Consider the following 23,630-nt stretch of genomic DNA (forward strand, 5'->3'; position numbering starts at 1 on the left):
TCAGGCGGTAAAGCCGCCGTCGGCGACGATGTCGGCGCCGGTGACGAAGGCCGCCTCCGGGCTTGCCAGATAGGAAACGACGCTGGCGATCTCCTCCGGCTTGCCATAGCGGCCGATCGCCATGCCGGGGCCGACGATCTTGGAGACGGGGCCGCCATCCGGGTTCATGTCGGTGTCGGTCGGGCCGGGATGCACGGTGTTGACGGTGATGCCCCGGGGGCCGAGATCGCGCACCAGGCTGCGGTTGAAGCCGGCGACAGCGCCCTTGGTCAGCGTGTAGAGCGAGGCAGTCGGAAAGGCGGCATAGCGCACCATTGACGAGCCGATGTGGATGACGCGGCCGCCCGGCTTCATGTTGCGCACCGCTTCCTGGGTGGCGACGAAGACGCCGGTGACGTTGACGGCGATCATTCGGTTGTAGTCCTCGTCGGTGATCTCGTCGATCGACCCGCCGAGCGCGATGCCGGCATTGTTGACGAGGATATCGACACCGCCCAGCACATCTGCCGCCTGATTGACGGCAGCGCGCATCGCGCCGGCATCGCCTGCATCCGCCTTGATGGCAACGGCGCGGCCACCCTCAGCCTCGATCTCAGCCACCACGGAGGCCGCCTTCTCCGGCGAGCCGTGATAGGTGATGGCGACGGCCGCACCGTCTGTGGCCAGCCGCCTGGCGACGGCGGCGCCGATCGAGCGCGAGCCGCCGGTAACCAGCGCCACCTTGCCTGCAAGCGTCTTTCTATTCTCGGACATGAGCTTCACTCCTTCAGCGTTTCGATGGAGTGGATATTGCCATTTCATTCCGCTAACATAAGTCAGCAATTACTTTCATCATCTTCAACGATTGCTTGAATATTTAATCATGGAAACACTGGCCAATCTCGAATCCTTCGTCCGCAGCGCCGAACTCGGCGGCTTCTCCGGTGCGGCGCGCAAGCTGGCGCTGACGCCGGCGGCTGTCAGCCGCAACGTGGCGATGCTGGAACGGAACCTTGGCGTGCGACTGTTTCATCGATCGACCCGCAAGCTGACGCTGACGGAGCAAGGCGAACGTTTCCTCGCGGCCATCCGCGACAATCTCGAGGGGCTGCAAAGCGCGATCGCAGGCATAGCGGGCGAAAGTGGCGCGCCGGCTGGTTTGCTCAAGGTCAGCCTCAGCCCCACCTTCGGCGTCGACCATATCCTGCCGCTGATGCCGGCTTTTCTTGAGAAATACCCGTCGATCCGCATCGACTGGCAGTTCGACAACCGGCAGGTGGATCTGGTCGCCGAAGGCTTCGACGCGGCGATCGGCGGCGGCTTCGAACTTTCGCCGGGCATCGTCTCGCGACCGATCGCGCCGGCGCACATCATTGCCGTCGCCTCACCCGCCTTCCTCAAGAACCGCCCCCTGCCCGTCGACCCTTCAGGGCTCGCCGACCTTGATGGCATCGTCATGCGCGCCACCCGTACCGGCCGCATCCGCCACTGGACGATGCGCAACGCCGCCGGCGACGAGATGAGCGCTGCGCCGCGCGAAACCATCGTGCTCAGCGATCCCGCCGCCATGTGCCGGGCGGCCCTGCTCGGCCTCGGAGTTACCCTGGTGGCCGTTCCCGATGTGCTCGCCCATCTCGACAGCGGCGCCCTCGTGCGCCTAGCGCCGAAATGGTACGCCGACGCCGGCCCGATCTCGATCTATTATGGCAGCCGGACACTGTTACCGGCAAAGGCCCGCGTCTTCGTCGACTTCGTTGCCGAGCATTTCAAACGCCACCGCCTTGCCGAGCGATTTGCCGGCAGCCTCAGGTAAACATGGGTGGCTGAAAGCCTCCGATTGTGCTCCACATCAGCGGGGACACATCGCATTCCTCAAAAAAATGTCTGACCGGCTGTCGGCTGCGGGTCCCACCGAACGTCCTAGTTATGTCCAATCAAGAAAATCCCCTACGAGGAGCATTCCATGCGCATGATTTTTGTGAACCTGCCCGTCAAGGACCTGAAGGCATCGCGGACCTTTTTCGCCGCACTCGGCTTCACCTTCAACGAGCAGTTCTCCGACGACACGGCCGCCTGCACGGTGATCTCGGACAATATTTTCGTCATGCTTTTGACTGAACCGAAGTTCCGCGACTTCATCACCGGCGAGATCAGCGACGCCAGAAAGGGCACCGAGGTCATCACCGCCCTTTCCGCTTCAAGCCGCGCCGAATGCGACGACATGCTCGCCAAGGCACTCGCTGCCGGTGCCAAGCCCTGGAAGCCTGCGCTCGACTACGGCTTCATGTACGGCATCAGCTTCCAGGATCTCGACGGCCACGTCTGGGAATTCATGTGGATGGACCAGGAAGCCGCCCAGCAGCAGGCTTCCTGATCTGACGCAATGCCCCTTGGGTTGCGCCCGCCGCTAAAAGCGGCGGGCATTTTCGGGGGCATCAGCCCCCGATCAGCGCCAGCCATTCGTCCTCGTCCATCGTCTGCACGCCGAGTTCGCGCGCCTTGTCGAGCTTTGAGCCCGCCCCCGGACCGGCGACAACGATATCGGTCTTCTTCGACACGGAGCCTGCTACCTTGGCGCCGAGGCTTTCGGCCTTGGCCTTGGCTTCGTCGCGCGTCATCTTTTCCAGCGAACCAGTAAAGACAACGGTCTTGCCGGCGACCGGGCTGTCACTCGCAACCGGTATCTCCGCGCCTTCGGGCGTGACTTCGGCAAGCAGCCGCGTGACGACTTCCAGGTTGCGCGGCTCCTTGTAGAATTCGACGATGGCGCGGGCGACGACTTCGCCGATACCGTCGATGCTGTTGAGTTCGTTCCAGGCATCGCCGGCCAAGGTGCCGGCTTCGCTCATGGCCGCGCCGAAATGCTCGTAGCTGCCATAGGAGCGCGCCAGCAGCTTGGCCGTGGTCTCGCCGACATGGCGAATGCCGAGCGCGTAGATGAAGCGATGAAGCGCGATCGAGCGGCGCGTGTCGATGGCGTCATAGAGTTTGCGCACGCTGACGCGACCGAAGCCGTCGATGTTTTCGAGCTTCGTCAGGGACGTCTCCTGCCGCTTCTCCAGCGTGAAGATGTCGGCGGCCGTGCGGATCGACAGCGTCGGATCCTCGCTCTCGAAGAAGAACTCGATCTGCTTGGAGCCGAGCCCTTCGATGTCATAGGCATTGCGCGAGACGAAATGCTTGAGGTGCTCGACCGCCTGCGCCCGGCAGACGAAGCCGCCGGTGCAGCGGCGCACCGCGTCGACCTTGCCGGACTTCTCGTTGATGTCGCGCACCGCATGGCTGCCGCAGACCGGGCATGTCGCCGGAAAACGATAAGCCTCGCTGCCCTCCTTGCGCTCGTCCATCACCACGTCGACGATCTGCGGGATGACGTCGCCGGCCCGCTGGACGATCACCATGTCGCCGATGCGGATGTCGCGGCCCTCGCGGATCGGCTCGCCGCTGTTGCCGAGCCCTCTGATGTAATCCTCGTTGTGCAGCGTGGCGTTGGTGACGACGACGCCGCCGACGGTGATCGGCTCCAGCCTTGCCACCGGCGTCAGCGCGCCGGTGCGCCCCACCTGGATGTCGATGGCGGTCAGCCGCGTAAACGCCTGCTCGGCCGGGAACTTATGCGCCGTCGCCCAGCGGGGCGAGCGCGAGCGGAAGCCGAGCCGCGCCTGCAGGTCGAGCCGGTCGACCTTGTAGACCACACCGTCGATATCGTAATCGAGATCAGGCCGTTCGCGCTCGATGTGGTGGTAGTGCGCCAGCAGTTCGTCGGCGGACGAAATCCGCTGCATCAGCGGGTTGACCGGGAAGCCCCAGGCCTTGAACGCCTCGACCATACCGAATTGCGTATCGGCCGGCATGTCCGACATCTCGCCCCAGGCATAGGCGAAGAAGCGCAGCTTGCGGCTGGCCGTCACCTTGGCGTCGAGCTGGCGCAGCGAGCCGGAAGCGGTGTTGCGCGGATTGACGTAGAGCGGCTTGCCGAGCGCTGCCATCTCGGCGTTGAGGGCGGCGAAGTCCGATTTGCCCATGTAGATTTCGCCCCGCACCTCGACGATATCGGGCGCGCCAGCCGGCAGCGTCTGCGGGATCATGCCGATGGTGCGGATATTGGCGGTGACGTTTTCACCGGTCGTGCCATCACCGCGCGTTGCCGCCGTCACCAGTCGCCGGTTCTCGTAGCGCAGCGACATGGAGAGGCCGTCGATCTTCGGTTCGGCGGTAAAGGCGATGGAATTGTCCGGCAGCAGGCCGAGAAAGCGGTAGACGGAAGCGACGAAATCGCGGGCGTCCTCGTCGGAAAACGTGTTGTCGAGCGACAGCATCGGCCGGGCATGAACGACCGGCTGGAAGGTGACGGATGGTGCCGCGCCGACCTTCTTCGACGGGCTGTCCTCGCGGATGAGCGCCGGGAACCGTGCCTCGATCGCGTCGTTGCGCCGTTTCAGCGCATCATAGTCCGCATCCGTGATCTCCGGCGCGTCCTTGCCGTGATAGAGCGCGTCGTGGCGGGCAAGCTCGGAGGCGAGAAGGGCCAGCGCCTCGGCGGCTTCCGTTTCGTTCAGATTCTCGACGGGTTTCAGTTCACTGGACATGCGCGACGACTCCGGATTGGGAGTCGTTTTTTACTGCATAATTCCTTAAATCGGAATCGATTTAAGGATAAAATTATGCAGCAAGTTTAAAGCGTTACAGCGTCCTTTGCGCGTCATATTTGACGCGCGGCGCTGTAGAGCAACTGCCGGGAAAGAAAAGAGCAACCGCCATTGCACGATCATCCGGCTAAGGCGACGCTTGGCTCGATGACAGCGCCGATGCCGTCAGACGGCCCTAACCGTTGCCGGAAAGCAACCGGGCGGCAGCGGCCCTCGCCTCTTCGGTGATCGAGGCACCGGCGAGCATGCGGGCGATTTCCTCGGTGCGGGCCCTGTCGTCCATGCGGGCGACGCGGGTCGAGATCATCTCGGCCTTTTCCGCCGACGGTCCCTTGGAGATCAAGAGATGCGTTGCCGCGCGTGCGGCCACCTGCGGCGCGTGGGTGACCGAAAGCACCTGCACGGTGCCGGAAAGCCGTTTCAGCCGCTGGCCGATAGCATCGGCCACAGCGCCACCGACCCCGGTGTCGATTTCATCGAAGACGAGCGTCGGCGCCGAGCCGCGATCGGCAAGCGCCACTTTCAGCGCCAGCAGGAAGCGTGAAAGTTCGCCGCCCGAAGCCACCTTCATGATCGGCCCCGGCCGGGTGCCCGGGTTGGTCTGGACATGGAATTCGACGAGATCGATGCCATCGGCGGTCGGCTGCGCCGCATCGCTCTGAACTTCGACCATGAAGCGGGCGCGCTCGAGCTTCAGCGCCGGAAGCTCGGCCATGACCGCAGCCGAGAGCGCCGATGCGGTGTTCTGGCGCTTTTCGGACAAGGTGCGCGCGGCAGCATCGAAGGCCACCCGTGCGGCGCCCACCTGTGCGTCGAGCTGCTTCAGCTTCTCTTCGCCGGCATCGAGGTCGGCCAGATCAGAAATCATCCGGACGGCCAGCGCCGGAAGCTCGGCGACCGGCACGGAATATTTGCGGCTGGCGCCACGAAGCGCAAACAGCCGTTCCTCCACCCGCTCCAGCTCCTTCGGGTCGAATTCGGTGTTGCGCAGCGCCCGCTCGACGGCCATCTGCGCGTCGGAAAGCTGGTTCAGCGCCCCGTCCAGAAGCTCGACGGTCTCTTCCAGCAGCCCCGGCGCCTCGTGGCTCTTGCGCTCCAGCCGGCGCACCAGCGAGGCGATCAGCGGAACCGGCGATCCATTGCCGTTCAAGAATTCGGAGGCTTCGTTGATGTCGCCGGCGATGCGCTCGGACTTCATCATCCGGGCGCGCTTTTCGGCAAGCTCGTCCTCTTCGCCATCGCGCGGGCTGAGCTTTTCCAGCTCCTCGACCGAGGAGCGCAGATAGTCCGCCTCGCGGGCGGCGGCCTCGACACGTTCGCGGTGCTTTTTCAGTCCGCGTTCGGCATCCTTCCAGGCACGATAGAGGCCGGAGACCTGCTCGGCCTCGTCGGTGGTGCCGCCGAAGGCATCGAGCAGCGTGCGGTGGGCGTCGATATCGACCAGCGCGCGATCGTCGTGCTGTCCGTGGATTTCGACCAGCGTCTGGCCGAGCTGCCGCATCAGCTGGACGCTGACCGGCTGGTCGTTGACGAATGCCTTGGTGCGGCCATCGGCCGATTGCACCCGACGGAAAATCAGATCGCCGTCATCGTCGATGCCGTTGTCGCGCAGCATCAGCCGCGCTGAGTGCCCCATCGGCACGTCGAACACCGCCGTCACCTGCCCCTTGTCCGAGCCGTGGCGCACGAGTGAGCCGTCGCCGCGCCCACCAAGGGCCAGCGACAGGCTGTCGAGCAGAATGGATTTTCCCGCGCCGGTCTCGCCGGTCAACACGGACAGTCCGGCCTCGAACGCCAGATCAAGCCGTTCAATCAGGACGATATCGCGGATCGAGATCTGGGCGAGCATCCGGGGTCAAATCTTCCGTGTCAGGCGCCGATCAGCTTCTTGCCTGCGCGCGCAATCCAGGAACTGCCGCTTTCGCGCGGTTCGAGGCCGCCCGACTGCAACAGCTTGAACGAATCATTATACCACTGGCTGTCCGGATAGTTGTGTCCGAGAACGGCGGCAGCGGTCTGCGCTTCGGAGGTCACGCCCATTGCGTAATAGGCTTCGACCAGACGGGCCAGCGCTTCTTCGACCTGGTTGGTATTGGGATACTGCTCGACGACGGTGCGGAAGCGCGACACGGCGGCAAGGTATTCCTTGCGCTCGAGGTAGTAGCGGCCGACCTGCATTTCCTTGCCGGCGAGCTGGTCGCGGGCAAAGCGGATCTTCGCCTGGGCATCCTCGACATATTGCGAGTCCGGATACTTGTCGACGACGGCCTGCATCGCCTCGATCGCCTTGAAGGCCGGCTTCTGGTCCTGCGTCACGGCCGGGATCTGCTTGGTATAGGCAAGACCCTGAATGTACTGCGCATAGGCCGCATCTTCCGACTGCGGATAGAGGTTCAGGTAGCGCCCGGTGGAGTTGATCGCCTCCTGGTACTGGCCGTTGCGATAGCTGACGAAGGCGTTCATCACCAGCGCCTTACGAGCGTATTCGGAGAACGGATGCTGCCGGTCGAGCGCTTCGAACTTGCGCGCCGCTTCCGTGGTCTTGCCGGCATTGAGGTTGGCGAGACCCTGGTTGTACAGCACCTCCGGCGGATCGGTCTCGGCCGTCAGCTTGGTGATATCGATATCGGGATCGTTCTGGCAGGCTGTAATCAGGGCGCTGCCGGCAACGGCCGCGACTACCACGGCGAACACACGCGCTGACTTTCTCAAATCAACAGAAACTGCAAGAACCATCGGATATTCCCGTTCCATTCTGCGGGCATGGACCCCGCCAGACATGCGCTTTTAGAGCAAGTTGCCTCAAGACCGCAACGTCATGATCGGTGATTCATGCAAATTTGTGGCGGCGCCGACATGAAAATGCCGGCCTTTCGGCCGGCGACTGGAGGAGATAGTCCTTTTGTTGTTATGCGGACCAGGGCGCGAAGCCCGGAACTGCAACCGCAACCATGTCGCGCGCACGGGTGCGCTGGCGTGGCGTGGCGGTTTCGACGACCTCGTAGGCGGTCGGATCGCTGAGCAGAGCCTTGAGCGCATTTGCGTTCATCTTGTGGCCGCCGCGATAGGAACGGTAGCAGCCGATGAACGGTGCGCCGGCGAGCGACAGGTCGCCAACGGCGTCGAGCGTCTTGTGGCGCACGAATTCGTCGGTGTAGCGAAGGCCCTCGACATTGACGACCGTATTGTCGTCGGAGATCACGACCGAGTTCTCCAGCGACGATCCGAGCGCGTAACCGGCAGCCCAGAGGCGCTCGACATCGCGCATGAAGCCGAAGGTGCGGGCACGCGACAGTTCACGCTTGAACACCGAAGGCGTCATGTCGCCCTTCCAGGCCTGGCGACCGATGAGCGGGCAATCGAAATCGATCTCGACCTCGAAGCGCATGCCGTCATAGGGCGTGAACTCCGACCAGGAGGCGCCCGATTCGATTCGCACCGGCTTGATCACGCGGATGTAGCGACGCTTGACGGCAAGCGCGCGGACGCCAACCTGCTCGATCGCATCGATGAAGGGTTCGGAGCTGCCGTCCATGATCGGCATCTCGGCGCCGTGAACCTCGATGGTGAGGTTGTCCAGGCCGAGCGCGTAGATCGCGGCCATCACATGCTCGATCGTTGCGATCGAGGTGGCCGGCGACATGCCGAGGACAGTGCAGAGATCGGTGTTGCCGACCTGCGAGGAAACCGCCTTGAACTCGCTCACGCGGCCATTGGCGAGAACGCGCTGGAAAACGATGCCCGCATCGGCTTCGGCCGGATGAAAGGTGATCTCCACCTCGGCGCCGGAATGAACGCCAATTCCCTTGAGCGTTACCGGGCTAGCGATCGTGGTCTGAAACCCGAGCAGTTCGATTCCCATTCTCGTCTTCACTTTCAATACCTATGGCCATGAGGCCCAAACATCAGGCGGATGCAGCGGTTTTCAGGGCACAACAAAGGCGCCCGAGAGTTTCGGCACAAAGGCCGGAACTCTGCGTTTCAAACAGACAGCGCGTGATCGAATCGCATGCATCCCCAATTCCGAGTCTGAAAATAGAGGTTCTGAGGCACCATTCCAAATCACTGTTCGTTTCGCTTTGTTACGCATGTGCGACGGTCGGATCGAACGAAGCAACCTATTGAAACAATGATTGAAATGCAAAAATGCCCGGGCGGTAGCCCGGGCATTCGGCAAGGTGAAGGAACGGGCCTTCAAATCAGTTCGATTGACGGCGCAGGAACGCCGGGATCTCGAGCTGATCATCTTCGTGCGAGCGCGCCTGCGGAGCGGCGCGACCGTGATCGTCAAGCTGGCCGCGACGCGGCGCATAGAGGCTGGCTTCCGGCGACAGCGGACGGCGCTGCTGGGAAGCGGCGGCCGGCGCACCGGCCGTCATGTCGGCGGCCACGCTGTGGCTTTCCCTGTCGCGCAGGCCGAGCGAGCTGGTGATGCGGTTGAGAAGGCCCATGGGCCCGCGCTCTTCCTGCATCTGCGGCGCCGGCTGGGCGCGCTGGTCCATCTCGGCCTTTACAACAGGCGGAAAGTCCTCGACCTTCGGCATGCGAACCGGCTCGGCCTGCTGGCGCACGACCGGAGCGATCGGCTCCTGGCGCTGGACCGGCTGCGGCTGGACCTGTGCGTGAACCGGCATTTCGACCGGACGCTGAACCGGAGCCGGCTGGCGCATGACCGGAGCGGCTTCTACGGGTGCTGCACCGGCAAAAAGCTTGCTCTGGGGACGAAAGTCCTCGTGAGCCGGCTGCACCGGCGCCGGAGCCTGGGTGGCTGCACGGGTCGCGATGTCGAGTTCGCGTTCCATTTCCGCTTCGCGGATCGCAAGCGCGATCTGGTCGACGGAATTCTGCTGCTGCTGCACCGGCTGGGCGACCGGCTGCTGGACCGGAGCGGGCTGGTGGTGGGCAACCGCCGGCTGCTGTGCCGGAATGGCTGCGGACGGACGAACGATCGGCTTCTGTGCTGCTACCGAACGAAAGTCAGCCGAACGACCGGCCACCTCCGCGGCCGTGCGATCGATACCGGTGGCAACGACCGATACGCGAATCAGGCCTTCGAGTTCTTCGTCGAATGTGGCGCCGAGGATGATGTTGGCGTCCGGATCGACTTCTTCGCGGATGCGGGTCGCAGCTTCGTCGAGTTCGAACAGCGTCAGGTCGCGGCCGCCGGTGATCGAGATCAACAGGCCCTGTGCGCCCTTCATCGAGGTTTCGTCAAGCAGCGGGTTGGCGATCGCAGCTTCGGCGGCAGCCATTGCGCGGCCCTCGCCCGAGGCTTCGCCGGTGCCCATCATGGCGCGGCCCATTTCGCGCATCACCGAGCGGACGTCGGCGAAGTCGAGGTTGATGAGACCTTCCTTGACCATGAGGTCGGTGATGCAGGCAACGCCCGAGTAGAGAACCTGGTCGGCCATTGCGAACGCATCGGCAAACGTCGTGCGGTCATTGGCGATGCGGAAGAGGTTCTGGTTCGGGATGACGATCAGGGTGTCGACCGACTTCTGCAGTTCGGCAATGCCCTGGTCGGCGAGCCGCATGCGGCGCTGGCCTTCGAAATGGAATGGCTTGGTGACGACGCCGACGGTCAGGATGCCCTTGTTGCGGGCGGCCTGCGCGACGATCGGGGCTGCACCGGTGCCGGTGCCGCCGCCCATGCCGGCGGTGACGAAGCACATGTGGGTGCCGTGCAGGTGATCGATGATCTCGTCGATGCACTCTTCCGCGGCTGCGCGGCCGACTTCCGGCTGCGAGCCGGCGCCGAGGCCCTCGGTCACGGCGACACCCATCTGGATGATCCGTTCTGCCTTGGTCATGGTCAGCGCCTGCGCGTCCGTGTTGGCAACGACGAAGTCGACGCCTTCCAGACCCGCGGTGATCATGTTGTTGACGGCATTGCCGCCGCCGCCGCCAACACCAAAGACGGTGATGCGGGGCTTCAGCTCCGTGATATCCGGCTTCTGCAAGTTGATAGTCATAGTACCCGTTCCTTCTGTTTTCTGGCCGCCTTGCCGAGCCGGCCAAATCCTTGAAATTCCAACTTTGTCTTCACCGGGCGCCGTCCCTGTTCGGCGCCCGCTCTACTCAAAAACTCTCTTTCAGCCACTGCCCCATGCGGGCGATGCGGCCGTTGCCGTTGCCGAGCGACGAGAACATGCCGCCCTGGGCCGCATGCGTTTCGAGGTCGGCGACCTGCGGATAGATCATCAGACCGACGGCCGTGGAGAACGCCGGTCCCTTGGCAGCCGCCGGCAGCCCGGAAACGCCGAGCGGGCGGCCGATGCGAACGTTGCGCGCCAGGATGCGGCGTGCCGCCTCCGGCAGCCCGGTCAACTGGCTGGCGCCGCCCGTCAGCACGATGCGCTTGCCGACGATCGGGCTGAAGCCCGAGCGCTGGATGCGATCACGGATGAGCTCCAGCGTTTCCTCGATGCGGGCGCGCACGATCCGCGACACCAGCGCGCGCGGCACGTGGGTCGGCTGGTCGCGGTCGTCCTCGCCGATCGGCGGGACCGAGACGATGTCGCGTTCATCGGCGCTGTTGGGCAGGGCCGAGCCGTGCACGACCTTCAGCCGTTCGGCGTCTTCGATGCGGGTCGAAAGACCGCGCGCCAGATCCGTCGTCACATGGTGGCCGCCGAGGCTAACCGCGTCGGCATGAACCAGCTTGCCTTCGGCAAAAACCGAGATCGTCGTCGTGCCGCCACCCATGTCGATCGCGGCGCAGCCGAGTTCGACTTCGTCATCCACAAGAGCCGCCAGACCGCTGGCATAGGGCGTCGCGACGATGCCCTCGACCGAGAGATGCGCTCGGTTGACGCAAAGTTCGAGATTCTTCAGCGCCGCCCGCTCGGCGGTCAGCACGTGCATGTCGACGCCGAGAACGTCGCCGAACATGGCCAGCGGATCGCGGATGCCGCGCTCGCCGTCGAGCGAAAAGCCGGTCGGCAGCGAATGCAGGATGGCACGGTCGGAGCGCAGCGATTGCTGGCCGGCGGCCGACAGCACCTTCTTCAGGTCGCTGGCGTCGACTTCCTGGCCACCGAGATCGATGGTCGCGGTATAGACGTCGCTCTGCAGGCGGCCGGCGGAGATGTTGACGATGAGGCTGTCGATGGTGAGGCCGGCCATGCGCTCGGCCGCATCGACGGCGAGCCGCACGACGCTTTCGACGGCATCGAGATCGGCGACGACGCCGTTCTTCACGCCGCGGGATTTCTGATGGCCGATGCCGATGATCTCGACGCTATGCGTGCGGTTCGGCAGGATCTGACTTTCGGCGCGCGGCGTCAGCCGGCCGATCATGCACACGATCTTCGTCGAGCCGATATCCAGCACCGAGACGACATGAGACCGCTTCGAAGAAAGCGGCTTCAGGCGCGGCAGGCCAAAGCTGGAGGATCCGAACAAACTCATATCCGCCCCTCTTTCTTCTTCTCCGTCTCTTGCGCCTTCAGCATCTTGTCCCTCGCCTTCAAGGCAACTTCGCGCCGGGTGACCGCATCCGGCGTCAATTGAACTGTGGTTCGATCTTCCAGCCGCAGGTCGACGGCGGCGATGTCGCGCTCGAGCAGCTGGTGCTGGCTTTCCATCTCGAACAGAACCTGCATCGCGCGGGCGACATCGTGTTCCGGCAGCTTGACGACGATGCCGTTGTCGAGACGCAGGTCCCAGCGGCGGCCGGCAACGCGCACGAAGGCCTTCACCCGCGAGCGGATCTCCGGCCAGCGGGAAAACTCGTCGTAGAAATCAGCCGCAGCCGTCTCGGCGTCGCGGCCGACGAACAGCGGCAGGGCTGCAAACTTGTTGTCGCGCAGCGGCGCGATCGCGCTGCCGCTGCGCTCGATCAGCGACAGGTCGGAGCCGTGCTGCCAGATGCCGAAGGCCTTGCGCTCGGTCAGCGTCACTTCGATCGTGCTGGGATAGACCTTGCGGACCGTGACGCCCTGCACCCAGGGCAGTTCGGCGATCAGCTTGCGCGCCTCGACGATGTCGAGCGCGACCAGCGACGTCGTGCCGTCCAGGCCAAGCTGCTGCAGGATATCGATCTCTGACGTCTGCTCGTTGCCGGAGACGCGCACGTCCTCGATGGCAAAGCCGGCCGCGGTCGTCGAAGCCTGCGCGACGTTCTGCGTGTGGCCGCCGAGCGACATGCCGTAAAAGCCGGTGGCGGCAAAGAAAGCGACTGCAGCGATCGTTCCGGTATGGGCGGGAAAGCGGATGCGCCCGGTGCCGAGGCTGACCAGAAAGCGAACGGCCTTGCGAAGCGGCCGCGGCAGAACGCGTGCGCCATCGGCCTCGGCAGCAACTGCGCCCAGCGGGTCACGAACTCTCTTGGCCCTTTTGCCCCTCACCGCAAGCACGAAGCGTCCTCCACCATCCAAGTCAGAAACTCGCCAAAACCAAGGCCCGCATGCTGGGCCATTTCAGGCACAAGGGAGGTCGGGGTCATGCCGGGCTGGGTGTTGATTTCCAGCCAGATCAGTTCGCCTTCACCGGAAATACGGTCGTCGAAGCGAAAGTCGGATCGGCTGACGCCACGGCAACCGATTGCCTGATGCGCCTTCAATGCGAGTGTTTGTATTTTTTGGTAAATATTTGGTGAAACCTGTGCCGGAATGACGTGCTGCGAGCCACCTTTTACGTATTTGGAATCATAATCGTAGAAGGCGTGGCCCTGCGGGATGATCTCGGTGACGCCAAGCGCCCTGTCGCCCATGACGCCGCAGGTGAGCTCGCGGCCGGCGACATAACGCTCGACCATGATTCGGTCGCCGTAGCGCCACTCGCTCGAGGTGACGACCTGCGGCGGGTGCGACTGGTCCTCCTTGACGATGACGACGCCGAAGCTTGAGCCCTCACGGACGGGCTTGACGACGTAAGGCGGCGGCATCGGGTGCTTCGGGCCAAAGCCCTGGCGATCCATCACCAGCGCGTCGGCGACCGGGATACCGGCGGCGGCGGCAACGTATTTCGCCTGCGCCTTGTCCATGGCGAGCGCCGAAGCCAGAACGCCGGAATGGGTGTAGGGAATCTCCAGATATTCGAGAATGCCCTGGATCGTACCATCTTCACCGAAGGGGCCATGCAGGGCATTGAAGGCGACATCCGGGCGCAGTTCGGCAAGAACCGAAGCGATGTCGCGCGCGACGTCTACACGCGTAACGCGGAAACCTTCCGCTTCCAGAGCATCGGCGCAAGCAGCCCCGGACGACAGGCTCACCGGTCGCTCCGAAGAAAATCCGCCCATAAGGACAGCTACATGCTTGCCGTTCATTCATACCCCCGAAAATACGCCACTATCGCAACGCTTGCTTGCGCCTGGCTGATTCCGGCATCGCGAGTCACCGGTGGCCATCGGGGGCACTAGAGCGGCATTATAGTTAATGAACCGTTTACTTTTGTTAACCTTAGTCGGGAAACGATCGACGGCTGCGCCCGAAAACGCTGCGAATACAACACTTTCTGGCGCAAAATCAGCGTGTTGTCAGCGCCTGTTTACGCAAAACAAAAGCTGCTAAAAAATGAAGGCCCCGCACCAGTTCAGTGCGGGACCTTAACGATTGACCGTCTTTCAGCTGACAGCACCACGCGTCGAACGTGATGCGCCGAGGACGCTGAACAGCTCAAACTTGCTTCATAATTCTCCCGTTAAGCCGATTCCGCTTTAAGGGAATTATGCGCGAGCGATAAGTCGTCTTCGCCGACAATCTTCCAGACGATTCCGGCGATCGCCGCCCCGACGATCGGCGCCAGCCAGAAGAGCCAAAGCTGCGCCAGTGCCCAGTCTCCGACGAACAACGCCTGCCCCGTCGAACGGGCCGGATTGACCGACGTATTGGTGACCGGGATCGACACCAGATGGATCAGCGTCAGCGCCAGACCGATGGCGATCGGCGCAAAGCCGGATGGCACGCGGCCATGGGTGGCGCCAAGAATGATGAACAGGAAGAAGAAGGTCATCACCACCTCCATCACCAGCGCGGCGGTCAGCGAATAGCCGCCGGGCGAATGTTCGCCATAGCCATTGGCGGCAAAGCCACCGAGCTGGAAGTCCGCCTTGCCGCTGGCAATGATGTAAAGCACGGCTGCCGCGACGATCGCACCCAGCACCTGGGCGATGATGTAGCCGATGAGATTGGCGGCCGGGAACTTGCCCGCGACCGTCAGACCAACGGAGACGGCCGGGTTGAAATGCCCGCCGGAAATCCCGCCGACCGCATAGGCCATGGTCAGAACAGTCAGGCCGAAGGCGAAGGAGACACCGAGCAGGCCGATACCGACCGCCGGAAAAGCAGCTGCCAGCACGGCACTGCCGCAACCGCCGAAAACGAGCCAGAATGTACCGAGAAATTCCGCAGAAAGCTTCTTGAACATGCATTCGCTCCTGAAAAACGAAGCCGATCGCTTCAATTGCCCAGAGTTTGCCACATTTTGATTCCGGTCAACCCCGGTTGTGACAATGACTTCATCGCCCGTAAAACACGAAATCGGACACCGGCCCCTCACTGATCTGCCTATTTTGAAAGCGGCAGGAGCTGCAATCCGTCTCAGCCGTGCAGCTCTGGAAGAATGCTGCGCCACCCCTCGGATTCGTTCGCATTTCTTACGACTTCAGGGTTTCATCGTGCCGAAACTTGCGTTAAGACGCCTCGACCGCCTCCCAAGACGGCATGACATCCATATCAGGAACGACAACAATGACAGACGCGACAACCTCCCTGTCGCCGAAGGATAGCGCGTTGCAGACGCCGGCAGTGAACTCCCCTGCCCGGGTGCTGTTCGCCAGCCTCGTCGGCACGACCATCGAATTCTTCGACTTCTACGTTTACGCCACCGCAGCGGTGCTCGTATTCCCGCATCTCTTCTTCCCGACGGCCGATCCGACATCGGCCATGCTGCAGTCCTTCGCGACCTTCTCCATCGCCTTCTTCGCCCGCCCGTTCGGTGCCGTGATCTTCGGCCACTTCGGCGACAAGGTCGGCCGCAAGGCGACGCTGGTGGCAGCACTGATGACCATGGGCATTTCCACCGTCGTCATCGGCTTGCTTCCGACCTACGCGTCGATCGGCGTCGCAGCCCCCCTGCTGCTCGCCCTTTGCCGTTTCGGCCAGGGTCTCGGTCTCGGCGGCGAATGGGGCGGCGCAGTGCTGCTCGCCACCGAGAATGCGCCGGAAGGCAAGCGAACGTGGTACGCCATGTTCCCGCAGCTCGGCGCACCGATCGGCTTCATCCTGTCGGCCGGCACCTTCCTCATCCTTGGCGAAATGATGACCGACGAGGCCTTCCTCGCCTGGGGATGGCGGGTGCCCTTCATTGCCAGCATCCTGCTGGTCATCGTCGGTCTTTATGTGCGCCTGAAGATCACCGAGACGCCGGAATTCCAGAAGGCGATCGACAAGCACGAGCGCGTCCAGGTTCCGATCGCGCAGATCTTCCGTTTCCACAAGCGCAGCCTCGTGCTCGGCACCTTCGTGGCGCTCGCCACCTTCGTGCTGTTCTACCTGATGACGGTGTTCTCGCTGTCCTGGGGCACGGCCAAGCTCGGCTATTCGCGTGAGCAGTTCCTCGTGGTGCAGATGACCGGCGTCGTCTTCTTCGGCCTGATGATCCCGGTTTCGGGCATCCTGTCGGACCGCTACGGCCGCCGCCTGGTGCTGATCGTCACCACAATCGGCATCGGCGCCTTCGGCCTGGTCATGGCGCCGCTTTTGGCCGGCGGCCTCGGCGGCGCCTTCCTGTTCTCCATCCTCGGCCTCGGCCTGATGGGGCTCACCTATGGTCCGATTGGTGCTGCGCTCGCCGCCCCGTTCCCGACCTCGGTGCGCTATACCGGTGCGTCCATGACCTTCAACCTCGCCGGCATCTTCGGCGCGTCGCTAGCACCCTATATCGCCACCTGGCTTGCGACCAACTACAGCCTCGACCATGTCGGCTACTACCTGCTGGCGGCCGCTGCGATCACGCTTCTATGCCTCGTGCTCTCCTCGGAGGAAGAGGTCTCGGCCTGATCAGGGTCGGCCACGCTACTGCATAATTCCTTAAATCGGCTTCGATTTAAGGAGCAAATTATGCAGCAGATTTAAGGCGTTACACCGTCCTTTACGCGTCATATTTGACGCGCGGCGCTGTAGCGCGTCAGACACCCGAAAAAGAAGGGCCGCAGCGGCAACGCTGCGGCCCTTTCCATTGACGACAGGGTTGTCCGCCTCCCCAGCTTCGACCTCTCCTCCCGCCGCTATGACGTGTCATGCCATCAGCCTCAACGTCTCCTCCCATCAAGCTCGACCTCTCCTCCCGTCAAGCTCGACCTCTCCTCCCGTCATCCTCGAACTTGACCCGAGGATCCAGCCTCCGTGCAAGAGGGACGACCTGGGGCCGTGGATGCTCGGGTCAAGCCCGAGCATGACGGAGAGAACGGGACTGTTCGGAACAGGGCTCGGCAAACAAGGTCAAAAGCCGCAGCGATGCCCCGGCGCCCTTTGAATTCATTGGAGGGTCGTCCGCCCGCTCTTCCCGCCGACTTCCACGTCTCCCCCGTTGCCTCGACGCCTCACCCGGTCAGCCTCAACATCTGCGCCCATCGGCCTCGGCCTCTCCTCCCGTCAGCCTCTCCTCCCGTCATCCTCGGCCCCTCCTCCCGTCATCCTCGGGCTTGACCCGAGGATCCAGCCTTGGCGCAAGCGGGACGACCTGACGTCGTGGATGCTCGGGTCAAGCCCGAGCATGACGGAGAAGGCCGGCATTGCTCGCCTGAAAAGGAAACCGCCCCAGGGAGGCACCAGACAAACAAAAAAGGCCGCAGCGTCACCGCTGCGGCCCTTCCCGTTGAATTATCCTTCAGCCTCAGGCGATGCCGCGGCCGAGGAATTCCTTGATCTCGTAGCCCGGCATGAAGGTGCCGATGCGCTTGATCTCCCAATCGAGCCGAACGCCTGAATGTTCAAGCACGCGGTTGCGCACGGTCTCGCCGAGATATTCCAGCTCGTAGCCGGTCGCCTGTCCGGTATTGATCATGAAGTTGCAGTGCAGCGGCGACATCTGCGCGCCGCCGATCATCATGCCGCGGCATCCCGCTTCGTCGATCAGCTTCCAGGCCGAATGGCCTTCCGGGTTCTTGAAGGTCGAGCCGCCGGTTTTTTCGCGAATCGGCTGCACGGTTTCCCGATGCTGGCGCACGGCGTCCATGTCGGTGCGGATCTTGTTCTTGTCCTCGGGATAACCTTCGAAGATGGCATGCGTGAAGATCAGGTCCTTGGGCGCCGAGGAGTGGCGATAGCCGTAGCCCATGTCAGCATTCGACAGCACATGCGTGTTGCCCTGACGATCGACCGCATGCACTTCGACGACGCGCTCGCACGTCTCGGTGCCGTTGGCGCCGGCGTTCATGCGCAGGGCGCCGCCGATCGCGCCGGGAATGCCATAGTAGAAATAGAAGCCGCCGATGCCGTTATCGAGCGCCATCGCCGCAATGTTCTTGTCCGGGCAGATGGCGCCGGCCTTGATGCGGTTCTCGCCGACGAGTTCGAGATCGCCGAAGCCCTTGGCCGACAGCCGGATGACGACGCCCGGAATGCCGCCGTCGCGAACCAGCAGGTTGGAGCCGACGCCCATGACCATGACCGGCACGTCAGCAGGAACCAGCTTCAGGAAGGTGACCAGATCGTCGGTATCGTGCGGCTGGAACATCAGCTCGGCAAGGCCGCCGGCGCGGAACCAGGTCACGCGATCCATCGGCGCGTCGGGCGTGATGCGGCCGCGAACGTCGCTTATTCCGCTTCCGAGTGCTTCGAGTAGTTTATGACCGTTGACCTGTTTCATGCTCAATTTCCTGAAATGTCTGCGAGTTCCCGTGGCAAGGCGGCGGCCCAGTAGGTGATGCTACCAGCCCCCAAGAGAACCACAAAATCACCCGGCTGCGCAATCTTGCTGACAACCGGCGCGATTGCTTCGGGGCCAACCACGTACCGGGCGTCGCGATGACCGCCGGCCTTGATGCGGTTGACGAGTTCTTCGGCATTGACGCCGTCGATTGCCTCCTCGCCGGCCGCGTAGACCGGCGCGATCAGGACCGTGTCGGCGTCGTTGAAGCAGGCGGAAAAATCTTCGAACAGGCTCGCAAGGCGCGAGTAGCGGTGCGGTTGGTGCACGGCGATGATTCGGCCCTGGCACGCCTCGCGCGCCGCCTTGAGCACGGCCTTGATCTCGACCGGATGATGGCCGTAGTCGTCATAGACACGCACGCCGTTCCAGTCGCCGGTAAAAGTGAAGCGCCGCTTGACGCCGCCGAAGGAGGCGAGCCCCTTGGCGATCGCCTCGGGGCTGACGCCGAGGCGCTGCGCAACCGCGATTGCGGCCGTGGCGTTCGACACATTGTGGCGGCCGGGCATCGGCAGGCGCAGGTCCTTCATCGTGATCACCTGGCCGGTGCGGCGACGGCGGATCTCGATGTCGAAGACGGAGGTGGCGCCGTCCATGCGGATGTTGTGGAAACGGACGTCGGCCTGCGGGTTTTCGCCATAGGTGACGACCTTGCGGTCCTCGATCTTGCTGACCATGGCCTGCACCTCGGGGTGATCGAGGCAGAGCACGCCAAAGCCGTAGAACGGCACGTTCTCGACGAACTGGCGGAAGGCGGCTCGCACGGCATCGAAATTGCCGTAGTGGTCGAGATGTTCCGGGTCGATATTGGTGACGACGGCGACATCGGCAGGCAGCTTGAGGAACGTGCCGTCGGACTCGTCGGCCTCGACCACCATCCACTCGCCCTCGCCCATGCGGGCATTGGTGCCGTAGGCATTGATGATGCCGCCGTTGATCACGGTCGGGTCGAGCTCGCCGGCATCAAGGAGGGCGGCAACCATCGAGGTCGTCGTCGTCTTGCCGTGGGTGCCGCCGATGGCGATCGCATTGCGGAAGCGCATCAACTCGGCCAGCATTTCGGCGCGGCGCACGACCGGCAGCAGCTTTTCACGTGCCGCGATCAGTTCGGGATTGTCCTTCTTGATCGCGGTCGAAACGACGACGACTTCGGCATCGCCGATGTTCTCGGCCTTGTGGCCGACGAACACCTTGATGCCCTTGTCGCGCAGGCGCTGGACATTGGCGCTGTCGGACTGGTCGGAGCCCTGCACCCGGTGACCGAGATTATGCAGCACCTCGGCAATGCCGCTCATGCCGATACCGCCGATACCGATAAAATGGACCAGACCGATCGTCTTCGGCATTTTCATGAGCGTGTTTCCCTGAATTTCTCGACTGTCGAACCGCTGGCAATAGCCTCAACCATGGATGCAAGCAAGCGCGCGGCGTCAGGCTTGCCGGTTTCGCGCGCATTGGCGGCCATCTGCGCCAGCGATTGCGGATTGGCCATGGCATCGGCAAGAATGCCGGCAAGGCGTTCGGCGGTCAGTTCCGCCTGCACGATCACCTTTGCCCCACCCTTGGCGGCAATCGCCGCGGCATTGGCCGCCTGATCGTGGTCGAGGGCGTAAGGGTAGGGAACGAGGATCGCCGGCCGGCCGATGACGGCAAGCTCGGAAACCGTCGAGGCGCCCGAGCGGCAGATCACGAGCTGGGCGCCGGCGATGCGCTCGGCCATGTCGGTGAAGAACGGCGAGACGTCGGCGGGAACGCCGAGCTTCTCATAGGTGGCGATGACACCGTCGCGATCTTCCGGGCGCGCCTGCTGCGTCACCTTCAGCCGCTGGCGAAGCCCATCGTCGAGACGGCAGATCGCCTGCGGGATCGCCTTCGAAAAATATTGCGCGCCCTGGCTGCCGCCGAAGACGACGAGATGGAACGGCGCCTCGCCGGCGGCCGCGCCATAGGGGACCTTGGCAGCCTCGAGCACGGCGGGGCGTACCGGGTTGCCTGTCGTCACCGTCTTTCCGGCAAAGGCGCCGGTGCCCTCGGGCAGGAAACCGCCGGCAATCGCCTTGACGCGGGAGGCGAGCGCCTTGTTGGCACGGCCCATCACCGCGTTCTGCTCATGGATCATCGACGGCACGCCCATGCCCGTTGCCGCCAGAAGCGGCGGCACGGTCGGGTAGCCGCCGAAGCCGACGACGGCTTTCGGCCGCAACCGGGAGATCAGCCGGCGCGCGGCGCGCATGCCGGTCCAGAGCGTCCACAGCGAGCGTACGACATGGATGGGGTTCTTCGAGCCGATCGTCGCCGACGGCACCACATGCACCTCATCGGCCGGGAACTTGCCGGCAAAACGCTCGGCGCGGCTGTCGGTCACCAGATGCACCGAATAGCCGCTGGCCTTCAGCTCATGGGCAAGCGCCTCGGCTGGAAACAGATGGCCGCCGGTACCCCCGGCGGCAAGAAGGATGATACCTTTGGTCATGTCTTACTCCGCCGGCACGCCAATGCCGGACCGAAACAGGCTGCGCTCCACGGCGCGCTTCTCCGGGCGATGGCGCGTGAGCGCCAGGATGAAGCCGGCGGTAACGCAGATAGCCACCATGGACGAGCCGCCATAGGAGATCAGCGGCAGGGTCATGCCCTTGGCCGGAAGCAGTTCGAGGTTAACGCCGATGTTGATCATCGACTGGATGCCGATCTGCAGGACAAGGCCTGCGACGGCGAAGCGGTTGAAGTCGTTGCGCTCGCGGAAGGCGTGGTTGAGGCCGCGCAGCACCAGAAAGGCGAAGATCATCACGATCAGCATGCAAAAGACGATGCCGAACTCTTCGGCCGCCACCGAGAACACGAAGTCGGTATGGCTGTCCGGGATGATGCGCTTGACGATGCCTTCGCCCGGCCCCCGGCCGAACCAGTCGCCGCGGATGATCGCTTCGCGCGCCGTGTCCATCTGGAAGGTGTCGCCCTCCCCGGTCAGGAACTTGTCGATACGACCGGCCACGTGCGGCAGCATGGTATAGGCGACGAAGAAGCCGCCGAAGGCAGCGCCGGCGAGCACGATGATCCAGAGCCACGGCATGCCGGCCATGAAGAACATTCCGCCCCAGACCGCGGTCGTCAGGATCGTCTGGCCAAGGTCGGGCTGGGCGACGAGCAGCGCGCCGACGATGCCGAAGAGCAGGATTGCAAAGAGGTTGCCGGGAATTTCCGGCTGGCGCGCATGCTCGGAGAACAGCCAGGCGCAGACGACCACGAAGGCCGGTTTCATGAATTCGGAGGGCTGGATGGAAATGCCGGCGATCGAGATCCAGCGCATCGAGCCCTTGACCTCCTGACCGACGAACAGCACCAGCACCATCATGGAAAGCGAGACGCCGAGCAGGATGATCGCGGTGCGGCGCACCTGCCTCGGCGACAGGAACGAGATGGCAACCATCACCACCAGCGACGGCAGGAGGAAGACGGCATGGCGCTTGACGAAATGGAAGCTGTCGAGGCCGATGCGCTCGGCGACCGCCGGGCTTGCCGCAAAGGACAGCATGAATCCCACGCCCATCAACAGGATGAAGGTCGCCAGGAAGAACCTGTCGATTGTCCAGAACCAGTCGGCCACAGGGCCACGTTCGGCTCGGCTTACCATCTTGTCAGTCCCCTTTATCAGGCGCGCTTGCGCCAAACGTCCGAAACCCCGGCATCACAGCCACCCGTCGCGCGCCAGTTGGGGCGCGCAGACAGGGCAACGTCAGATCAGCATCGTCACGCCCTGCAACGCCTTGACGTGGCCGACGAAGGCATCGCCGCGTATTTCAAAATTCTTATACTGGTCGAAGCTTGCGCAAGCCGGGGATAACATCACCGCCGACGCGCCCTTGTCGTCACCTTCCGCATCCGCCGCGGCGTGAGCAACCGCCTTCTCCAGCGTCCCCGAGATCTCGAAGGGCACCGCCTCGCCCAGCGTCGCGGCAAAGGCAGGTGCGGCCTCGCCGATCAGGTACGCCTTGACGATCTTCGGGAAGAACGGCGACAGCGAGGTGATGCCGCCCTCCTTCGGAAGGCCGCCGGCAATCCAGTAGATGCGTTCATAGCTCGACAGCGCCGGGGCCGCCGCATCCGCGTTGGTCGCCTTGCTGTCGTTGACGAACACCACCGCGCCCTTGCGGCCGACCGGTTGCATGCGATGCTTCAGCCCGGGGAAGCTTGTCAGCCCCTGGCGTATCTCATCTTCGCTGACGCCGACGGAGAGGCAGGCGGCGATTGCGGCTGCCGCATTCTGCGCATTGTGGCCGCCGCGCAGCGTCTGGATGCCATCGAGGTCGACGAAGAGCCGCGAGGTTCCGCCTTGCGCCTGGAGGATGCGCGAGCCCTCGGCATAGATCCCGTCGGCCAGCACATGCCGGCGCGAGATACGGACCACCTTGGTGCCTGCCCGCTCGACGCGGTCGGCAATCAGCGCGCAGAAACTGTCGTCGACGCCGACGATGGCCGTGCCGCTGCCGGCCACCAGCCGCTCCTTGATGTCGGCATAATGCTGCATGGTGCCGTGGCGATCGAGATGATCGGGCGTGAGATTGAGCAGGATGCCGGCCGTCGGGTTGAGCGTCGGCGCCAGGTCGATCTGGTAGGACGAGCACTCGACCACATAGAAACGGCCAGCCTTCGGGGACCCAAGCGTCAGCACCGCCGTGCCGATATTGCCGCCGAGCTGTGTGTCGCGGCCGCTTTCTCTCAGGATATGGGCGATCAGCGCCGTCGTCGTCGATTTGCCGTTGGTGCCGGTGATGGCGATGAACGGGCAATCGGGCGCCTGCGCCCGGCGCTCGCGCACGAAGAGCTCGACATCGCCGATGATTTCGACGCCGGCGGCATGCGCGAGGTCGACGGTCCAATGGGGTTTGGGATGGGTCAGCGGCACGCCGGGCGAAAGCACGAAGGCGGCATAAGCGCGCCAGTCGATGCCATGCAGGTCCGCCGTCGGCACACCCGCCTCGCCGGCCTTGGCGACGCTGTCGGGATTGTCGTCCCAGGCAGTGACGTCGGCGCCGCCGGCGACGAGCGCCTCCGCGGTCGCCAGCCCCGAGCCGCCGAGCCCGAAGAGAGCGACCTTCCTGCCCCTGAATGTACTGACCGCGATCATCG

General features: G+C 63.7%; 18 protein-coding genes. 3 read left to right on the forward strand and 15 right to left on the reverse strand.

All coding sequences use genetic code 11. From position 1 onward, the window contains the following. Positions 1-753, reverse strand: a complete 753-nt coding sequence (locus tag BC360_RS01840; protein WP_065786802.1) for a 3-oxoacyl-ACP reductase family protein — start codon at positions 751-753, stop codon at positions 1-3. Positions 754-862: 109 nt separating this feature from the next. Here BC360_RS01840 and BC360_RS01845 point away from each other — a divergent pair, with 109 nt between their 5' ends. Together BC360_RS01845 and BC360_RS01850 are read left to right on the forward strand one after the other, a co-directional pair. Beyond that, positions 863-1,792: a LysR family transcriptional regulator gene (locus BC360_RS01845; protein ID WP_065786801.1), complete on the forward strand. Its 930-nt coding sequence runs from the start codon at positions 863-865 to the stop codon at positions 1,790-1,792. A 150-nt stretch (positions 1,793-1,942) separates the two neighbouring features. Continuing rightward, a complete protein-coding gene (locus tag BC360_RS01850) occupies positions 1,943-2,353 on the forward strand; it encodes a VOC family protein (RefSeq protein WP_065794028.1) in 411 nt (136 codons plus the stop codon). 61 nt (positions 2,354-2,414) lie between these two features. On the opposite strand, the gene ligA is transcribed toward BC360_RS01850, so the two are convergent. The 9 genes from ligA to aqpZ all read right to left on the reverse strand — a co-directional run bounded on the left by ligA (position 2,415) and on the right by aqpZ (position 14,999). Next, on the reverse strand, positions 2,415-4,568 hold the full coding sequence (gene ligA, locus BC360_RS01855) for an NAD-dependent DNA ligase LigA (protein WP_065794029.1): 2,154 nt from the start codon (positions 4,566-4,568) through the stop codon (positions 2,415-2,417). 235 nt (positions 4,569-4,803) lie between these two features. Then, positions 4,804-6,477: a DNA repair protein RecN gene (gene recN, locus BC360_RS01860; RefSeq protein ID WP_065794030.1), complete on the reverse strand. Its 1,674-nt coding sequence runs from the start codon at positions 6,475-6,477 to the stop codon at positions 4,804-4,806. 20 nt (positions 6,478-6,497) lie between these two features. Further along, positions 6,498-7,364, reverse strand: a complete 867-nt coding sequence (locus BC360_RS01865) for an outer membrane protein assembly factor BamD (RefSeq protein WP_065786797.1) — start codon at positions 7,362-7,364, stop codon at positions 6,498-6,500. A 172-nt stretch (positions 7,365-7,536) separates the two neighbouring features. Further along, the gene (gene lpxC, locus BC360_RS01870; RefSeq protein WP_065794031.1) at positions 7,537-8,490 is read right to left on the reverse strand and encodes a UDP-3-O-acyl-N-acetylglucosamine deacetylase; all 954 of its coding nucleotides are present in this window, start codon (positions 8,488-8,490) and stop codon (positions 7,537-7,539) included. A gap of 337 nt (positions 8,491-8,827) precedes the next feature. Beyond that, positions 8,828-10,600, reverse strand: coding sequence for a cell division protein FtsZ (gene ftsZ / locus BC360_RS01875; RefSeq protein WP_065794032.1), 1,773 nt, complete (start codon positions 10,598-10,600; stop codon positions 8,828-8,830). A gap of 106 nt (positions 10,601-10,706) precedes the next feature. Next, positions 10,707-12,038, reverse strand: a complete 1,332-nt coding sequence (ftsA, locus tag BC360_RS01880) for a cell division protein FtsA (protein ID WP_065786794.1) — start codon at positions 12,036-12,038, stop codon at positions 10,707-10,709. After that, positions 12,035-12,976 carry a cell division protein FtsQ gene (ftsQ, locus tag BC360_RS01885; protein ID WP_274533900.1) on the reverse strand — a complete coding sequence of 314 codons (942 nt, stop codon included), beginning with the start codon at positions 12,974-12,976 and terminating at the stop codon, positions 12,035-12,037. The genes ftsA and ftsQ overlap by 4 nt, the downstream gene beginning before the upstream one ends. Further along, the gene (locus BC360_RS01890; RefSeq protein ID WP_065794034.1) at positions 12,973-13,899 is read right to left on the reverse strand and encodes a D-alanine--D-alanine ligase; all 927 of its coding nucleotides are present in this window, start codon (positions 13,897-13,899) and stop codon (positions 12,973-12,975) included. Before BC360_RS01890 ends, ftsQ begins: the two co-directional genes overlap by 4 nt. Before the next feature lie 374 nt (positions 13,900-14,273). After that, positions 14,274-14,999 (reverse strand): aquaporin Z, encoded by a 726-nt coding sequence (gene aqpZ / locus BC360_RS01895; RefSeq protein ID WP_065786791.1) that lies wholly within the window; start codon positions 14,997-14,999, stop codon positions 14,274-14,276. Between the two features lie 323 nt (positions 15,000-15,322). Here aqpZ and BC360_RS01900 point away from each other — a divergent pair, with 323 nt between their 5' ends. Further along, entirely contained in the window at positions 15,323-16,633 is a 1,311-nt protein-coding gene (locus BC360_RS01900) for an MFS transporter (protein ID WP_065786790.1), read from the forward strand. Between the two features lie 835 nt (positions 16,634-17,468). On the opposite strand, the gene murB is transcribed toward BC360_RS01900, so the two are convergent. From murB to murD, 5 genes are all read right to left on the reverse strand, one after another. Beyond that, positions 17,469-18,443 carry a UDP-N-acetylmuramate dehydrogenase gene (gene murB / locus BC360_RS01905; RefSeq protein ID WP_065794035.1) on the reverse strand — a complete coding sequence of 325 codons (975 nt, stop codon included), beginning with the start codon at positions 18,441-18,443 and terminating at the stop codon, positions 17,469-17,471. A 2-nt stretch (positions 18,444-18,445) separates the two neighbouring features. Continuing rightward, positions 18,446-19,855, reverse strand: a complete 1,410-nt coding sequence (gene murC / locus BC360_RS01910) for a UDP-N-acetylmuramate--L-alanine ligase (RefSeq protein ID WP_065794036.1) — start codon at positions 19,853-19,855, stop codon at positions 18,446-18,448. Then, positions 19,852-20,976 carry an undecaprenyldiphospho-muramoylpentapeptide beta-N-acetylglucosaminyltransferase gene (gene murG, locus BC360_RS01915; RefSeq protein ID WP_065794037.1) on the reverse strand — a complete coding sequence of 375 codons (1,125 nt, stop codon included), beginning with the start codon at positions 20,974-20,976 and terminating at the stop codon, positions 19,852-19,854. The genes murC and murG overlap by 4 nt, the downstream gene beginning before the upstream one ends. 3 nt (positions 20,977-20,979) lie before the next feature. Further along, the gene (ftsW, locus tag BC360_RS01920) at positions 20,980-22,134 is read right to left on the reverse strand and encodes a putative lipid II flippase FtsW (protein WP_065786786.1); all 1,155 of its coding nucleotides are present in this window, start codon (positions 22,132-22,134) and stop codon (positions 20,980-20,982) included. 102 nt (positions 22,135-22,236) lie between these two features. After that, entirely contained in the window at positions 22,237-23,628 is a 1,392-nt protein-coding gene (gene murD / locus BC360_RS01925) for a UDP-N-acetylmuramoyl-L-alanine--D-glutamate ligase (RefSeq protein WP_065794038.1), read from the reverse strand. Positions 23,629-23,630: the final 2 nt, after the last annotated feature.

The sequence above is a fragment of the Ensifer sp. LC163 genome (assembly GCF_001695855.1).
Classification (GTDB): Bacteria; Pseudomonadota; Alphaproteobacteria; order Rhizobiales; family Rhizobiaceae; genus Ensifer.

Bases quoted from the DNA above. Each gene is read 5' to 3' on its own strand.
- BC360_RS01840 (WP_065786802.1), bottom strand. From the start codon at position 753: ATGTCCGAGAATAGAAAGACGCTTGCAGGCAAGGTGGCGCTGGTTACC.
- BC360_RS01845 (WP_065786801.1), top strand. From the start codon at position 863: ATGGAAACACTGGCCAATCTCGAATCCTTCGTCCGCAGCGCCGAACTC.
- BC360_RS01850 (WP_065794028.1), top strand. From the start codon at position 1,943: ATGCGCATGATTTTTGTGAACCTGCCCGTCAAGGACCTGAAGGCATCG.
- ligA (WP_065794029.1), bottom strand. From the start codon at position 4,568: ATGTCCAGTGAACTGAAACCCGTCGAGAATCTGAACGAAACGGAAGCC.
- recN (WP_065794030.1), bottom strand. From the start codon at position 6,477: ATGCTCGCCCAGATCTCGATCCGCGATATCGTCCTGATTGAACGGCTT.
- BC360_RS01865 (WP_065786797.1), bottom strand. From the start codon at position 7,364: ATGGTTCTTGCAGTTTCTGTTGATTTGAGAAAGTCAGCGCGTGTGTTC.
- lpxC (WP_065794031.1), bottom strand. From the start codon at position 8,490: ATGGGAATCGAACTGCTCGGGTTTCAGACCACGATCGCTAGCCCGGTA.
- ftsZ (WP_065794032.1), bottom strand. From the start codon at position 10,600: ATGACTATCAACTTGCAGAAGCCGGATATCACGGAGCTGAAGCCCCGC.
- ftsA (WP_065786794.1), bottom strand. From the start codon at position 12,038: ATGAGTTTGTTCGGATCCTCCAGCTTTGGCCTGCCGCGCCTGAAGCCG.
- BC360_RS01890 (WP_065794034.1), bottom strand. From the start codon at position 13,899: ATGAACGGCAAGCATGTAGCTGTCCTTATGGGCGGATTTTCTTCGGAG.
- aqpZ (WP_065786791.1), bottom strand. From the start codon at position 14,999: ATGTTCAAGAAGCTTTCTGCGGAATTTCTCGGTACATTCTGGCTCGTT.
- BC360_RS01900 (WP_065786790.1), top strand. From the start codon at position 15,323: ATGACAGACGCGACAACCTCCCTGTCGCCGAAGGATAGCGCGTTGCAG.
- murB (WP_065794035.1), bottom strand. From the start codon at position 18,443: ATGAAACAGGTCAACGGTCATAAACTACTCGAAGCACTCGGAAGCGGA.
- murC (WP_065794036.1), bottom strand. From the start codon at position 19,855: ATGAAAATGCCGAAGACGATCGGTCTGGTCCATTTTATCGGTATCGGC.
- murG (WP_065794037.1), bottom strand. From the start codon at position 20,976: ATGACCAAAGGTATCATCCTTCTTGCCGCCGGGGGTACCGGCGGCCAT.
- ftsW (WP_065786786.1), bottom strand. From the start codon at position 22,134: ATGGTAAGCCGAGCCGAACGTGGCCCTGTGGCCGACTGGTTCTGGACA.
- murD (WP_065794038.1), bottom strand. From the start codon at position 23,628: ATGATCGCGGTCAGTACATTCAGGGGCAGGAAGGTCGCTCTCTTCGGG.